Source organism: Desulfosoma sp., from assembly GCA_037481875.1.
Lineage (GTDB): Bacteria > Desulfobacterota > Syntrophobacteria > Syntrophobacterales > DSM-9756 > Desulfosoma.
The window spans coordinates 49646-65779 of record JBBFKY010000006.1; the positions used below are offsets into that span (position 1 = coordinate 49646).

Below are 16134 nucleotides of genomic sequence, written 5' to 3' on the forward strand. Positions count from 1 at the left end.
AACCTCATTTTCCCTTCCCTGAAGAGTAATCTCCGTGTGGTGGTGGCGAGTTTCCAAACCCCAGAAGTCTTGAAGGGGGTGATAGGTTATGGAAGGTTCGCAAGGGATCTCTGAGCACTCAGCCTTTCCTTTTGGGCTGAACAGAGATCATGTGAAGTGATGGCTCATGGGGTGATATGTGTCTTTTTTCACAGGAGGTCAAAGATGAAGCTGTCGCGTAGAGATTTTCTAAAGATTTCTGGAGCGGCGACGGCGGGTTTGGCCTTGAGCGGCTGTACGACCATGGGCTACCAAAAAAAGCCTGTGGAAGAGCAAGCCTGGAAGCTCAGGACCAAAGACGCCAAAGAAACGCCTTCCGTGTGCTGCTATTGCGGTGTGGGCTGCGGCATCATTTGCCACACAGACCGACAGACGGGCAAGGTGATCTACACGGAAGGTGATGCCGACAGTCCCATCAATCAAGGATCTTTGTGTGCCAAGGGGGCTTCTTCTTATCAATTAGCCATCAACGACAGGCGGGTTACCAAAGTCCTCTACCGAGCCCCCTACAGCGACAAATGGGAAGAAAAGTCGTGGGATTGGGCCATCAAAGAAATCGCGGCTCGCGTCAAAACCAGCCGGGACAAAAGTTTTAAGGTTCAGAACGCCAAGGGAGAAGTGGTCAACCGATGCGAGGGGATTGCTTCAGTGGGCAGCGCCGCTCTGGATAACGAAGAATGCTGGATCTACCAAGCCATGCTGCGTGCCCTGGGACTGGTCTATATTGAGCATCAGGCCCGTATTTGACACAGCCCCACGGTAGCGGCTCTGGCAGAGTCGTTCGGACGCGGCGCAATGACCAATCATTGGAATGATCTACAAAACAGCGATTGCATCCTTATCATGGGAAGCAACGCAGCGGAGAATCATCCGATCTCCTTTCGCTGGATCATGAAGGCCAAAGAGCGAGGAGCCATCCTTATCCATGTGGATCCTCGCTACACACGCACCTCGGCAAAAGCTGATTTCTACACGGCATTGCGTTCCGGCACGGATATTGCCTTCCTTGGCGGCATGATCAACTACATCCTTTCTAATAATCTCTACTTCAAGGATTACGTCATCCACTATTCCAACGCCAGCTTCATCGTGGGACCGAAATACGACTTCAAGGACGGCTTGTTTTCGGGATTCGATCCTGTCACTCGAAAGTATGACAAGAGTACATGGGCTTACGAACTGGACGAAAACGGAGTTCCCAAAAAAGATCTTACGTTGAAACATCCCCGTTGTGTTTTCCAATTACTGAAAAAACACTATTCTCGATACACTTTGGATAAGGTTTCCAAAGTCACAGGCACACCCAAAGAAGATCTCAAAAAGGTTTACGAACTTTACAGTGCCACCGGAAAGTCGGACAAAGCTGGGACGATTCTTTACGCCATGGGCTGGACGCAGCACACTGTAGCTGCTCAGAACATTCGAGCTATGGCGATCATTCAGATCCTCTTGGGCAACATGGGCATCGCCGGGGGTGGTGTGAACGCTTTGCGTGGGGAATCCAACGTGCAGGGCTCCACGGACCATGCCCTGCTGTATCACATTTGGCCGGGTTATAACCCTGTGCCGACTGGCTCGGTTCCCACTCTGGCCGACTACATCAAGAAGTACACTCCGGTGTCAAAAGATCCCTTGAGCGCCAACTGGTGGCAGAACCGGCCCAAATACGTGGTCAGTTTTCTGAAAGCCATGTTTGGCGACGCCGCCGATGCCTCCAACGACTTCGGTTACGCTTGGATGCCGAAGCTGGATGACGGCAAGGCTTACAGTTGGCTGGATCTTTTTGATGCCATGTATCAAGGTCAGTTCACCGGCTTTTTCGCTTGGGGGCAGAACCCTGCCTGCAGCGGCGCGAATTCCGTGAAAACACGCGAAGCCTTGGCGAAACTGGACTGGATGGTCAATGTGAACCTGTTCCAGAATGAGACAGCCTCTTTTTGGCACGCTCCGGGTGTGGATCCCAAGAAGATCAAAACGGAAGTGTTCTTCTTGCCTTGCGCCGCCTTTATGGAAAAGGAAGGCTCTGTCACCAATTCCGGCCGATGGGCTCAATGGCGTTACAAGGCCCAGGATCCTCCGGGAGAAGCCAAACCCGACGGGGACATTATCGTGGAACTCTTTGGAGAAATCCGCAAGCTGTACGCCAAGGAGGGCGGGGCCTTTCCTGATCCGATTCTCAAACTCAAATGGGACTACACAACCAACGGCCATTTCGATCCCCATAAAGTGGCTCGAACCATCAACGGTGAATTCACCAAAGAGGTCACTATCGGTGACAAAACCTACAAAAAAGGCCAATCGGTGCCGTCTTTTGCGCTCCTGCGTGATGATGGCTCCACCAGCAGCGGCTGCTGGATCTATTGCCAGAGTTACACGGAAGACGGCAACAAGATGGCCCGTCGAGACAACAAGGATACCAGCGGCATTGGGCTCTATTCCAACTGGGCTTGGTGTTGGCCTCTAAATCGACGCATCCTCTACAATCGAGCCTCCGTAGATCTCATGGGCCGACCGTGGAACCCAAATCGACCGGTGATCAGCTTTGCGGGTGAAGTGAAGGAAGGCAAGTACGTCTCTTCCAAATGGGTCGGCGATGTTCCGGACGGTGCCTGGTATCCCATGATGAATCCGGACGGCACTCCGCGCTCCGACAGCAAATACCCGTTTATCATGAAGCCACACGGCTTTGCGGATATTTTCGGCCCAGGCCTTGCCGACGGTCCTTTCCCGGAACACTATGAACCCATAGAGTGCCCTGTGGAAAAGAACCTGTTCAGCTCTCAATTCACCAATCCCGTGGCGGCCATGTTCGGCACAGACAAAGATATCTACAGAACGTGCGATCCTCGGTATCCTTTTGTAGGCACCACGTACCGGGTGACCGAACATTGGCAAACGGGCGTGCTCACACGATGGCAGCCCTGGCTTCTCGAGACGGAACCTCAGGTGTTTGTGGAAATGAGCGAAGAGCTGTCCAAGCTGCGAGGGATCAAAAACGGGGAGACGGTTATTGTGGAATCGGCTCGGGGTTCCTTGGAAGCGGTAGCCATTGTGACCAAGCGTTTTCGGCCTTTGCTTGTCCATGGGCAGGAAATTCACCAAGTGGGACTGCCGTGGCATTACGGATGGGTCTGGCCGCCGCAGGGAGGAGATAGCGCTAATTTGCTCACGCCTTCAGCGGCGGATCCCAATACTCGAATTCCTGAAACCAAAGCGTTTATGGTCAACGTGCGTAAGAAGGGAGCCTAGGCCATGGCAGGAATGAGCTTTTTCATCGACACGACCCGATGTACGGCCTGCCGTGGGTGCCAGATTGCTTGCAAAAACTGGAACCAAAACGGCGCCGGAATGACAAAAAACCTGGGAAGCCATCAAAATCCTCCGGACTTGGACGAAAACACCTTTAAACTGGTGCGGTTCAGTGAATCGGAGGTCAACGGAAAACCGGTCTGGTATTTCTTTGCCGACCAATGCCGTCACTGCCTGGAACCTCCGTGCAAGGACGCCATCGCCGGGTATGTGGACGGTGGCGTGATTCACGATGAGGAAACAGGAGCTGTGGTCTACACGGAAAAATCTAAGGAAGCTCCCATTGATGACGTGCGGGGGGCATGCCCCTACGATATCCCTCGGGCTCGACAAGACGGTCGCATCGTCAAATGCACCATGTGCCTGGATCGAGTGAAGAACGGGCTGATTCCTGCATGCGTCAAGGTTTGTCCCACGGAAGCCATGAACTTCGGCACTCGGGAAAGCATGTTGGAATTGGCTCAAAAGCGCCTTGCCTATCTCAAAGCCAAATACCCCAAGGCGCAGCTCCTGGATCCGGACGAGGTGCGCGTCATTTACCTGGTGGTGGATGATCCGGCCAAATACCACAGCCATGCCGTGGCCAGTCTGGGCTCGGGCATTGATCGCAAGTTGGCTCTGCGCCGACTGTTCCGTCCGGCCAAGACCTTGGCCCAGAGCTTTCGATTGGTGTAACGGTCTGTTTGAAGGAAGGTGTTAACTCCATAGAACCATGAACTTTTTCGCGAGGGACGGGGTGGCCCGTCCCTCTTTTTTCCGTGCAAAGGATGCCCTTATGTCCCTGGACGCTGAAACGACAATGCGAAAGGCGGTAAACCTTGCCCGCAGCACGAAACCAGCCTATCACGAACTGTACGATTTTCTCGAGAGTGTTTTCGCATCTCAATTAAAGGTCAAACCCCGATGCAAGGTTTCCCTTAAACCCATAAAGCTCCAAACCATTCATGCTCAGTGGCATGCGGGTCGCCCCTTGATACGCCGTTGGGAATTCCCCTTGGATATCGAAGCCGCTGAAGAGGTCCTTGACGGGATCACCCAGGCAGTGCCGGCAGACAATCGGGAACTTTCAGGGGCATGTGCAGCCCTTTCGCAAGCCTTGACCAGGAACCCTTCGGCCAAAGACGCCATCTGGGAAAGTTTTTTGCACCATGAATGGAACCCATGGGAGGAATGGGTGGAAACCTTCGGAGTGGACTTACCTTCTTTGCTCTACGTGGCACGCAGTTGCCTTCGTCCCAGCCTGGAAAAAACCGCGGAAGAATTGCTCAAAACCGTGTCCCCCGATGATCTTTGGCAAGAGGGGTACTGCCCGGTGTGTGGGTCTTTACCTTCCCTGATCACCCTTGAAGGAGAGGGATTTCGACGCGGCCACTGTTCTTGGTGCGGCACACCGTGGCGCCTGGCTCGATTTCAGTGTCCCGTATGCAACAATCGCCGCCATGAATCTCTAGGCTACCTGTATTCAGATGAAGAACCCGGTTACCGCATTGACTACTGTAACCAATGCCGCCACTACTTTAAAACCATCGACGCTCGAGAACGACTTTGGCCTTTATGGATCCTTTTGGAAGAATGGACCACGTTGCACCTGGATCTGGTGGCCCAACGCGCCCGATGGAAAACACCGCCCTCACCGGCTCCAGCCGTCTATGATATCGACACGTCCAGCGTTCCGTCTTGACTGATCAGAACCTAACCTTCATTATGCCGCAACGGGTGCGATTGTTGAAACAGGCAACGATGGATAGGCCCCATACTCAAGGAACAAGGATGCAATGGTCTGGACGCGTCACTGGCAGACTCTTTATCGCCAACGAATAGGGGACGCTGCACAGATTCTTACCAAAGTGCTGCAAGATGGTTGCCGAGTTTTTGTGGGGTCAGCGGCGGCCGAACCGCAGCATCTTGTCCGGGCCATGCTCAAGGTGCTTCCCGGGTATCGAGACGTGGAAATCTTTCAGGCTCTGTCCATGGGAGCTCTTCCTGAAGATTGGTCCGATCTTTCCAAGCACGCTCGATTGCGTACCTTTTTCCTTGGGCCCAAGAGCCGTAAGGCGGCCAATTCAGGGCTTGCGGACTACATTCCTCTTTATTTCAGCCAGGTGCCCAAGCTTCTTCGGGAAGAAAGTGCTTTGGGACGAGATGTAAGTCTCATTCAAGTGTCCCCGCCCGACGACCATGGTTTTTGTTCCTTGGGTATCGGGGTCGACATTGCCAAGATTGCCGCGGAACATTCCCAGGTGGTCATCGCTCAAGTAAACCCTTGCATGCCTCGAACGCTGGGGGACAGTTTTCTGCATGTCAGCCGCATTCATCATTTTGTGGAATATGAAGAACCCCTTTTGGAACTGACCTACGGGGAAAAGAGCGCCATGGCTGAACGCATGGCGCGCTATGTCTCCAGCCTGATTGAAGACGGCGCTACCATTCAAGTGGGCTTGGGACGGATTACCAATGCGGTGCTTCGCCTTCTCGTGGACAAGAGAGACCTGGGCGTTCATTCGGAAATGATCACCGACGCCCATTTGGAACTCATTCGCAAAGGGGTCATCACGGGCCGTCGTAAATCCCTTCACCGCGGCAAGGTGATCACCAGTTTTTGTGTCGGATCCCGTCAGCTTTACGACTTTGTTCACAACAACCCACAAGTTGAATTTCACCCTATTGACTATGTCAACGACAGTCGCGTCATCAGCCAAAACGACTACATGACGGCCATCAATTCCGCTCTGGAAATCGACCTCACAGGCCAGGTTTGCGCCGATTCCATAGGACAAAAGATCTACAGCGGTATTGGCGGGTATGTGGATTTTATGCTCGGGGCTTCCAGCGCATACCGCGGAAAATCCATCATCGTCTTACCTTCCACCAGCCCTGATGGAAGAAAGTCCCGCATCGTGAGTCGTTTGACAGACGGTGCCGGGGTGGTGAGTTCCCGCAGTGCGGTGCAATACGTGGTCACCGAATTCGGTATCGCCTCGCTCCATGGCAAGACCATTCGAGAAAGAGCTCTTGCCTTGATTAACATCGCGCATCCAAAATTCCGGGAAAGACTCTTGGAGGAAGCTAAACAACTTCGCTATGTCTACCAAGATCAGATTCTTCCTCCCATCTTTGAGCCTCTTTATCCCGGACAGTGGGAAACACATCAGATCTTTCCGGAAAACGAAAAGGTCTTTTTCAGGCCCATCAAACCCACAGATGAAAGAGCGCTTCAGGAATTTTTCTATTCCCTGCCGGACCAAGACATTTATTATCGATTCCTTTCGGCCATGCGGGTCTTTCCTCATCGGGACACCCAGGCCATGTGCAATATCGACTACCAACAGGAAATGGCCATTGTGGGGGTGATCGGAGAAATAGGGGCCGAGACGATTATTGCTCTGGGCCGCTATATTCTGGACCAAAAGACTAACATGGCTGAAGTAGACTTTGCGGTGCGTGCGGAATGGCAACGCAAAGGTATCGGAACCTTTCTACTTCACTACTTATGCGAAATCGCCAAGACCAAAGGGATTACAGGCTTTACGGCCTACGTGCTAGCCTCCAACAGAAAAATGCTCTCTGTTTTTCATAAAGTCGGCTATGTGGTTCACAGCACCTTGGAAGACGGCATCTATGAAATTTCTTTTCGCTTTGACCAGCCGTCTCAAGTATGCTTGACAGAGTGATCGGAAGGCACACCGGAGGAATCTTAGGCCCTATGAATTGGCTCCATGCCGCCCGTGGAATATCGAGACTACCGCCTTCGAAGCCTTGCATGTCCCTAAAAGGATGCGTGGATCCTCGTCACCTCGCTTTTGACATCGACGGCGTGGTGGCGGACACCATGAAGGTTTTTGTGGACTTGGCACGAGAACGTTACGGCCTTCGGTATCTCACCAAAGAGCACCTGATCACTTATGATCTCCGACGTTGTGTAGCCGCACCCTCCCATGTGATCGACGAACTGATTTGTCTGACGCTGGACGATGAGCATACCGCCAGAGTTCCCGCCATGGACGGTGCCGCCCAAGTGTTGGAACAATTGGCTCAGTTGGGGCCATTGCGGTTTGTGACCGCCCGTGTCTGGCCGGATTCCATCAAACGCTGGCTCCATGAGCTTTTGCCCGCCGTCGATCGCGATTCCATCATGGTGATTGCCACTGGCGATCCCGACCGAAAACATTCTATCTTGCATGAGCTGAAGGTGCGGCATTTTGTGGAAGACCGCCTGGAAACTTGCCATCTTCTGGCGCAAAACGGTATTCAGCCCATTCTTTTCGACCAGCCATGGAATCGACAGCCGGCTCCGTTTCCAAGGGTCTCCACCTGGAAGGAACTGAAGAGTCTATTGCACTTGGACCCTGTCGCTCCAAAGCTTTCGAAAGAAGTCTCTGCAAGCCAGTCCAAAGGGTGAAGCTATGCTCACACGCATCCCTCCACAGCCGACTTTTCAGATCAAGGCGGACCGTGACGGCTTTGTGCTCCTCCTGCCCGCACAAGTGCCTTTTGAGAATCTGTTGGGTGAACTGCGTAAAAAAGTGATGGAGTCCCGAGGCTTTTTTCAAAAAGCTCGCATGATTCTAGACCTAAGGGAACGGGATTTTCACGTGGACGAAGTTCAGGTCATTCGAACCCTTTTGGAAGACGTGGGAGGAATTCAGCTCCATGAAATTCGTCTCGGCAAGAACTTGCATCCCTTTCTCACATGGGTCTCGGGGCTCCTAGGCATTTCGGTCAAGGTTCCCGAAACGAATTCCGAAATAGGAAAGATCTTTCATGAAAATAAATTGGAGAAGGCAACAGAGACTGCGGAGGCTCCTCTGGTGGTGCGTCAGACATGCCGCTCGGGAACTCGCATTGAATCTCCAGCCGAACTGATCATTCTTGGCGACGTCAATCCTGGAGCCGAAATTCTCGCGGCTCGAGATATCATTGTTTTCGGCACATTGAGAGGGATTGCTCATGCGGGTATCTACGGTGATCGATCCGCCAAGATCTGGGGACTTCACATAGAACCTCAGCAATTACGCATCGCCGACGTGGTGGCGGTTCCTCCTCGAGAACGAACCATAAAGCCCAAGCGATACGAGGTGGCGGAAATCCAGGGGGACCGGATTCAGGTGACCCGTTATTAAAATCGTCAAATGGACGGTTAAGGAAGGAAGGACCATGGCAGGACAGACGTTGGTTGTCACATCAGGAAAGGGGGGCGTCGGCAAGACCACGACCGTCGCCAATTTGGGGACAGCCCTGGCACAAAAGGGCTACAAAGTCGTCCTCATCGATGCGGACATTGGTCTGCGTAACCTCGATGTGGTCATGGGTTTGGAAAATAGAATCGTTTACAATCTGGTGGATATTGTGGAAGGAAAATGTCGTATCGAACAGGCCATGATTCGGGACCGCAAGCTGAAGACGCTCCATGTCATTCCTGCCGCGCAGACTCGAGAAAAAGATGCTGTGACGCCAGAACAGATGAAAACCTTGTGTGAGCAGCTGGCGGCGGAAAATGACTATGTCATTGTGGACTGTCCCGCCGGGATTGAACGCGGTTTTAAAAACGCTGTTGCCGGAGCGCAAAAGGCTCTGGTGGTGACGACACCGGAAGTTTCCGCCATTCGAGATGCGGACCGAGTTATCGGTCTTCTGGAAGCCAATATGCTCAAGGATATTCATCTCATCATCAACCGCCTCAACGCCAAGATGGTCAAGAAAGGGGACATGATGTCTACGGCAGATATCGTCTCCTTGCTTTCCATTCCGCTTATCGGCGTCATTCCGGAAAGTAGTGAAGTGGTGGTGTCCACCAATAGGGGTGTTCCTCTGGTGCATGAGCGAGGCAGTCGAGCTGGGCAAGCTTTTCAAAAAATCGCCGCCAGACTGAACGGCGAAAATGTCCCCTTGGATGAGGAAGAGGAGAGCGGATTTCTGAGTCGATTCAAGCGGATTTTCGGCGGCTGAAAGGAGTTGGTGTCATGTTAAAAGCGATCCAGAATTTCTTCCGGCATAGGGGAAGCGCCGATACGGCCAAACAGCGCCTGGGTGTCGTCCTCATGCACGACAGGCTTGACATTTCTCCGCAACTTATGGAAGCCATCAAAAACGATATTATTGATGTCTTGTCCCGGTACATGGAAATCGACCGAGGAAGCATCAAGGTGGACTTCGAGAAGGGTAAAGACTACACGGCCCTGGTTTCCAATGTGCAGGTCAAGCGGGTGTACCGGAATGTCCCGGCAACCTGAACCGTATCTCCCTTAAAGACGGCTCTACGTCGGAAACTAAGGGAGCATTTCCTTTTCGAGGACGGAAAGTTATGCCTCTGCTGGTGCTTCTTGCCGCTACACTGCGACAGCATGTTCGTGACTATGACCCCATGACGGGTTTAACGGTGAGCGTTCCTGAAGGAATCACCGTGAAAGCTTTGGCGCAGCAGTTGGGTCTGCCCGAAGAAGATGTGAAGCTGATCATGGTTAACGGTGTGGCCTCCTCATGGAATACAATCCTTCAGGGCGATGAACGGGTAGCCTTTTTTCCGCCCGTGGGAGGCGGCTGAATTCCGGCCGATCCCAGATCCTTAAGCCATCTGACGACTTCTTGTTCAAGAAGTTCGTAGAAGCTTTGACTTCCACCAAGCCCTTTGCGGCCGAAATAGTAATTGATTTCTACAAAGAAAGGGGGGGCCTGCCTTTCTGAGGCCCGGGCTGGAAACAGCAGATCGATGCCCGCCAGATTTATTCCTGTTTCTCGACATAAATGCCGCACCCATTCTCGGCCTTTCTCCTGAAGTTGCGGGTCGCTTTCATGATCGATGACAGCTCCTTGGGACGTGTTGTGGAGAAAGTTCGATGCATCTCTTTGAACCCTCCAATAACTGATCACCGTCTTTCCTACAACCACCACTCTCAGGTCTCGACCGTCGTTTTCCACAAATCGCTGCACGAGAAAACCCCCAAACCCACTACGCTCCATTCCTTCAAAAATCTTTAGGATTTCCAATGCTTCCTGTGCGTTATGGACTTTGAAAACCAAGGATCCTTCGCCTCCGCACGCACTTTTGAGGACCAATGGATAGCGTAACGTTTGCCAAAAAGACGCTGGGCAATGCTTTACGGAGAGGAAAAGGTGACTTGAAGGGTGGGGAAATCCGAGAGCCCGAAAGAGGCGAATGTCTCCGATTTTTCCAGGGTAAAGGAAACGTGTTCGGTAATCGGGAAAGACATGACGGCAATATCGAGCGGCCATACGGTACAGGGCTTCCGAACACCCTTGAGGCAAAATTACCGCTGAAGCTCGCTGTATCCATCGACGGTCTTCATCGTCCGGTTTACGACCAGCGCACAGTCGGTTCACATGCCCTTCAATAACCGGATGATAGGAAAGAACCACACCCTTTCCTCCTCTCACGCATCATCGTCGCTCATTTCTTGAGCCTTGTTCATGTGACGTCGAAGGGCCTGCGCGGTCAAGGACCCATTGGCACCCTGCATCATCTCCTCGGGGGTACCGCTGAACACCACACGCCCTCCACGGTCCCCGCTGCCCGGTCCTAGATCCACCACATAATCGCAGGCGGCCACCACATCCAAATTATGTTCGATAACCACAAGGGTATGACCTTGATGGCTCAGGGCACGGAGCACCCCCAAGAGTTTGCCGATATCAGCGCGATGCAATCCGGTGGTGGGCTCATCCAACAAATAGAGCGTATGGGCTCGGTGATTGGTCAATTCCGCGGCCAGTTTGATGCGTTGAGCTTCCCCTCCGGAAAGGGTCGGGCTCGGCTGTCCCAAAGTCAAATACCCGAGACCCAGATCATCCAACACCACCAAAGGGCGCACAATGGAGGGAACCGAAGAAAAGAAACGGCGGGCTTCAGCAATGGTCATTTGCAAGACATCGGCAATGGTGACTCCTCGATAAAGAATCCCCAGGGTTTCCCTGTTGAAACGCCGCCCACCGCAAGCCTCACAGGATACGGTCACGTCCGGAAGAAAACTCATAGCGACACGGGTGCGTCCTTGCCCCTGACAAACCTCACAGCGCCCCCCTTTGACGTTAAAAGAAAAACGGCCCGGTCGAAATCCACGTGACCGGCTTTCAGGCACGGCGGCAAAAAGTTTTCGGATTTCATCCCATATGCCTACATAGGTCGCAGGTGTGGATCGAGGTGTTCTACCGATGGGTGTGTGATCCACTTCCACCAGACGCCGAACTACCTCGTAGCCCTCGAGGGAATTCAAAGGAATCTTTTCGCTCAGGCGCCCGGTGGTTCGAACGGCTTTTAGAGCCTCTTTGAGGACATCATAGACCAAAGAACTTTTTCCCGATCCCGAAACTCCGGTGACACAGACAAAGGCTCCTAGAGGAATGCGAACATCAATGTTTTTGAGGTTGTTGGCATGAGCACCTCGAAGCACAAGCCATCCGTCCAGCCCAGGAATTGAACGTTTGGGTGTCGAAATCCATGAAAAGGAGGATCTCCCGAACCATGTGCCAGTGAGAGTATCCGAACTTTGCACCAGATCCAGAAAACGCCCCTGCGCCACCACACGACCTCCATCGCCGCCGGCCCCAGGGCCCAGTTCCACCACATGGTCCGCCGCCCGCATGCTGTCCTCGTCATGTTCCACCACAAGGACCGTGTTTCCTTTATCTGTCAATCTTCTTAAATTTTTCAAAAGCTTCTGATGATCCACGGGATGCAGGCCGATGGTAGGTTCATCGAGGATGTAACATACACCGCGAAGATTGGATCCCAGCTGGGCCGCCAAACGAATACGTTGGGCCTCCCCTCCTGACAGGGTTTCTCCGGATCGGTTCAGTGTGAGATAGTCCAATCCGACATTCATGAGAAAGCCGACTCTTTCATTTATTTCCCGAGATATTGGATCCGCCACGGGCCTTTCGATCCCTTCAAAGGAAAGATTGTTCCACGTATTCTGAAAGACGCCCAGAGGAAGGTCCGCGAGTTCGGTGATGGAAAAGCCTTTCAACCGCACGGCACGTGCTTGAGCATTGAGGCGGCTGCCATCGCATTCCGGGCATGGACGTTCTCCGTCCAAACCGGTCCCTTCACACCGCATGCACATGCCGTGACGGCTGTTAAACGAAAAAAGTCGCGGATCCAGCGGAGCATAACTCTTTTCGCATTTGGGACACATTAAGTGTTGGCTGAAGAAAAAATCCTCGGCACTCGAGACGATGATGGTGCCTCCCCCCAGCCTGAGCGCCTCCCGAATAAGTCTCTGCCAAGACCCATCACTGGACCTGGGGCCGGCCTCCGTGTCCAGTACGACGACTTCAATGTCATGTTCTCGATGTCGAGCGATCGTGGGAACCAGAGGTGCCAGAGGCTGCACCACACCGTCGATGCGCACTTTTTTAAAACCCATCGTGCGTAATCGAAGAAAAAGATCCTTGTAGATACCTTTTCGGCCTCGCACCAAAGGAGCAAGCAAAAGCCCTGGACGTTCCTTCAAGACCATTTCCACCCTATGCACAATGGTTTCCGGGTTCATGGCTTGGAGAGGTAGACCGCACACAACACAGTGTTGATGGCCTAATCGGGCAAAGGCCAGACGGAGGAAATGGTAAATTTCTGTGATGGTTCCCACAGTGGATTTTCGACCCAGCTGCGATGTTCTCTGTTCAATGGCCACCGTGGGAGGAAGGCCCAGAATTTGATCCACATCCGGCTTTTCCATAATTTTGAAATACTGACGAACGAAGGTGGATAAGCATTCCAGGTACCGCCTTTGGCCTTCGGCAAAAAGGATGTCGAAAGCCAGAGACGATTTCCCGGAACCGCTGAGTCCCGTTAAAACGGTCATTCGGTTGAGAGGGAGTTGCAGTTCCTGAACCTTGAGATTGTGCTCACGGGCTCCTCGAACAATGATATGGCTGGGCTTTTCCCCATGCTGCGGTTTGGAAATGGGGCTATAATTATAATTTTCAGTTTTGGAGGTGATCGCGTCCCCTTTGACAAACCCGCGTTCTCGAAGATATCGCCCGGTATGGCTGCCTTCATGGGTCGCTACCTGTTCCGGGGTCCCGCAAACCACCAGACGCCCTCCGTCCTCGCCTCCTTCGGGCCCCAGATCGATGATCCAATCGCATGCCCTTAACAGTTCCAGATTGTGTTCCACAACCAGGACCGTATGTCCCTTTTCCACCAGCTGGTGGAGAATGGTGATGAGTTTCTGGAGATCGTGAGGGTGGAGACCTACCGTAGGTTCATCCAGGATAAAAAAAATGCCTTTGTTTTTCGAAACAGGTTCATGACCACTTAAATAGCGAAGAAGTTTGACACGTTGAGCTTCTCCTCCCGAGAGCATCGTCAAGGGTTGTCCCAGTCGAAGGTAGTCCAACCCGATAGCGGTGACCGGTTCCAGAGCCTTTCTAATGGAATCCACGTCGTCAAAGACTTCAAGAAGTTCCCGAGCTGTTTTCTCCAAAACATCGGCTATGGATAAGCCTCTGAGACGAACATCCAGCACCTCGCGACGAAAACGGCGGCCATCGCAGACCGGACATCTCACGTAAACATCCGCAAGGAACTGCATCTCTACCTTGAGAAATCCTTCTCCCTTGCATTGATCACAACGGCCTCCGGGAACATTAAATGAAAAATGTCCCTCTCCGTAGCCTCGAAGCCGTGCCTCGGGAGTGGCTGCAAAAAGCTTTCTTAGAGGATCCAGGACCTTCGTGTAGGTGAGCAGATTCGCTCGAGGAGACCGTCCCACGGGTTTTTGATCCACCAAAATCATGTCGGACACGGCATGAATCCCTTTCATGGACTCAAATCGGCCGGCGGGCTCACCAGGAAGCCCTCGAAGACGTCGCCAACCATTGTACAAAACGGTTTCCACAAGCGTGCTTTTCCCGGAACCGGAAACCCCGCTCACGCCGATCAGACAGCCCAGAGGGAAGGAAACAGTAAGGTTCTTGAGATTGTTTTCCGTAGCGCCCTTGACGATGATCGATCTCCCGAATCTCGACACAGGACGGCGTTTTTGACCTGGATCGGAAAAGTTTTCCGCTGCTTGAAGATAGCGTCCCGTCAGGCTCTGAGGCACATGCGCAAGCCCTTGGGGTGAGCCCGTGTAGAGGATCTCACCGCCCTGGTCACCTCCTCCGGGCCCCATATCGATCACCACATCGGCCTTGCGGAGCATGTCCGGATCATGTTCCACAAAAATGACGGTATTTCCCAAGGACACCAGCCGGCGCAACGGACCCATCAACCGCTCCTGATCCCTGGCATGCAGCCCAACGCTGGGCTCATCAAGGACATACAGGACGTTGGTAAGGGCTGAGCCCAAGGCTCGAGTCAAATGGACACGCTGAACTTCGCCGCCGGAAAGGGTTCGCGACTGGCGGTCCAGGGTCAGATAATCCAGGCCCACATCAGAAAGGAACTGAAGCCGATGGTGAATTTCGGAGACCAGCAAGGCTGGAGCCGATTCTTTTGGGTAGGTCTCGGCCAGGTCCACGAAAAAAGCTAAACAGCGCTTTACGGACCAGGAACACAGCTCATCAATGGTCACACCATGAAGCCGATACACTCGCGCGGCGTCTCGATACCGCCTGCCTCCACACAAGGAACACGGCACATAAGCTCGATACCGAGATAGAAACACCCGCACATGCATCTTGTAAGTTTTGGATTCCAACCATTGAAAAAAACCGCGAATGCCATACCAATCTTTGTGGCCTTCTATGATTTTCCGACGATCCTCTTCGGACAATTCCCGAAAGGGCACATGGATTGGAATGTTTTCCTTGCGGCAAAAATCCAGAAGCTCTTCATATTCCATGCGGTCCGGTGTCCAGGGACGAATCGCTCCCTGTTTCAGGGAAAGCTTCTGGTCCGGAATCACCAAATCCAAATCCACATCAATAATGCGCCCGAACCCTCGGCATTGGGGGCATGCCCCCAAGGGGCTGTTGAATGAAAAAAGATTCGGAGATGGTGGCTCCACACCTACACCGCACCTGGCACATCTCAAGTCTTGGGAAAATCTGAAGGTTTCGCCTTCCATCACCACGACCGCCGCTTCCCCACGCCCCATCATGAAAGCGGTTCGGAGCGAGTCCAGCACTCGGGGTGGTTCCGCTTTGGCCCATGCCAGACGGTCTACCACAACGAAGATTTCTTTTTCGGACGTTTCGGCTATTTCTTTTCGGGAAAGGGTTTCCAGGTCGAGGACGGTGTTTGAGACATAGACGCGCAAGAAACCTTGAGACACCAGGTCCTGCACCCATTTTTTTCCCGTGGAGCGATACGGAAAAGCCACAAGAACTCGGGCCGTTGCTGGAAGATCTTTAAGGCGTTCCAAAACCGATTCGGGGTCTTCTTGACGAATGGGATCACCGCACTTGGGACAATGGGGTACGGCTGCCAAGGCGTATAAGTACTTCAAATGATCGGTAATTTCGGTCATGGTTCCTACAGTGGAACGGGAACTGCGCACCGTGACGGCCGATTCGATGGCAATGGATGGAGGAATGCCTTCAATGGCATCCGCGTCGGGCCGATCCATTCTCTCCAGAAACTGACGGGCATAGGGTGAAAAGGTCTCTATATAGCGCCGTTGGCCTTCGGCGTACAAGGTGTGCAGAGCAAGGCTGGATTTTCCGGAGCCGCTGACACCGCTTATGGCAATGAGATGATACAAGGGAATGTCAAGATTCAGATTCTTAAGGTTATGCTGGCGCACGCCGCGCAGGCGAATAGCCGCGGCTTCTTCGGCAAACTGTTTCAGATCCATAGCTTTTTTCTATGCAGGAATCCGCCTT

Annotated in this window: 11 protein-coding genes; 9 read left to right on the plus strand and 2 right to left on the minus strand. The window is 53.0% G+C overall.

Annotated elements, in window-relative coordinates:
- The first annotated feature begins 204 nt into the window (after nucleotides 1-204).
- The 9 genes from fdnG to WHS46_09555 all read left to right on the plus strand — a co-directional run bounded on the left by fdnG (nucleotide 205) and on the right by WHS46_09555 (nucleotide 9889).
- Nucleotides 205-3288, plus strand: a complete 3084-nt coding sequence (gene fdnG, locus WHS46_09515) for a formate dehydrogenase-N subunit alpha (GenBank protein ID MEJ5348912.1) — start codon at nucleotides 205-207, stop codon at nucleotides 3286-3288.
- 3 nt (nucleotides 3289-3291) lie between these two features.
- Nucleotides 3292-4023, plus strand: coding sequence for a 4Fe-4S dicluster domain-containing protein (locus tag WHS46_09520; GenBank protein ID MEJ5348913.1), 732 nt, complete (start codon nucleotides 3292-3294; stop codon nucleotides 4021-4023).
- Between the two features lie 100 nt (nucleotides 4024-4123).
- A complete protein-coding gene (locus WHS46_09525; GenBank protein ID MEJ5348914.1) occupies nucleotides 4124-5029 on the plus strand; it encodes a formate dehydrogenase accessory protein FdhE in 906 nt (301 codons plus the stop codon).
- A 94-nt stretch (nucleotides 5030-5123) separates the two neighbouring features.
- Nucleotides 5124-7019, plus strand: coding sequence for a GNAT family N-acetyltransferase (locus tag WHS46_09530; protein MEJ5348915.1), 1896 nt, complete (start codon nucleotides 5124-5126; stop codon nucleotides 7017-7019).
- A 107-nt stretch (nucleotides 7020-7126) separates the two neighbouring features.
- Nucleotides 7127-7747, plus strand: a complete 621-nt coding sequence (locus WHS46_09535; protein ID MEJ5348916.1) for a hypothetical protein — start codon at nucleotides 7127-7129, stop codon at nucleotides 7745-7747.
- Nucleotides 7748-7751: 4 nt separating this feature from the next.
- Complete coding sequence (minC, locus tag WHS46_09540; GenBank protein ID MEJ5348917.1) at nucleotides 7752-8468, plus strand: septum site-determining protein MinC; 717 nt, start codon at nucleotides 7752-7754, stop codon at nucleotides 8466-8468.
- A gap of 34 nt (nucleotides 8469-8502) precedes the next feature.
- On the plus strand, nucleotides 8503-9294 hold the full coding sequence (gene minD / locus WHS46_09545; protein MEJ5348918.1) for a septum site-determining protein MinD: 792 nt from the start codon (nucleotides 8503-8505) through the stop codon (nucleotides 9292-9294).
- A gap of 14 nt (nucleotides 9295-9308) precedes the next feature.
- On the plus strand, nucleotides 9309-9578 hold the full coding sequence (gene minE / locus WHS46_09550; GenBank protein ID MEJ5348919.1) for a cell division topological specificity factor MinE: 270 nt from the start codon (nucleotides 9309-9311) through the stop codon (nucleotides 9576-9578).
- Between the two features lie 71 nt (nucleotides 9579-9649).
- Nucleotides 9650-9889 carry a MoaD/ThiS family protein gene (locus tag WHS46_09555; protein MEJ5348920.1) on the plus strand — a complete coding sequence of 80 codons (240 nt, stop codon included), beginning with the start codon at nucleotides 9650-9652 and terminating at the stop codon, nucleotides 9887-9889.
- Here the strand turns inward: WHS46_09555 and WHS46_09560 are convergent.
- Both WHS46_09560 and uvrA read right to left on the minus strand, forming a co-directional pair.
- Complete coding sequence (locus WHS46_09560) at nucleotides 9841-10722, minus strand: hypothetical protein (protein ID MEJ5348921.1); 882 nt, start codon at nucleotides 10720-10722, stop codon at nucleotides 9841-9843. The two genes, WHS46_09555 and WHS46_09560, sit on opposite strands and share 49 nt — an antisense overlap.
- 14 nt (nucleotides 10723-10736) lie before the next feature.
- Nucleotides 10737-16106, minus strand: a complete 5370-nt coding sequence (gene uvrA, locus WHS46_09565; GenBank protein MEJ5348922.1) for an excinuclease ABC subunit UvrA — start codon at nucleotides 16104-16106, stop codon at nucleotides 10737-10739.
- Between the last annotated feature and the right edge of the window lie 28 nt (nucleotides 16107-16134).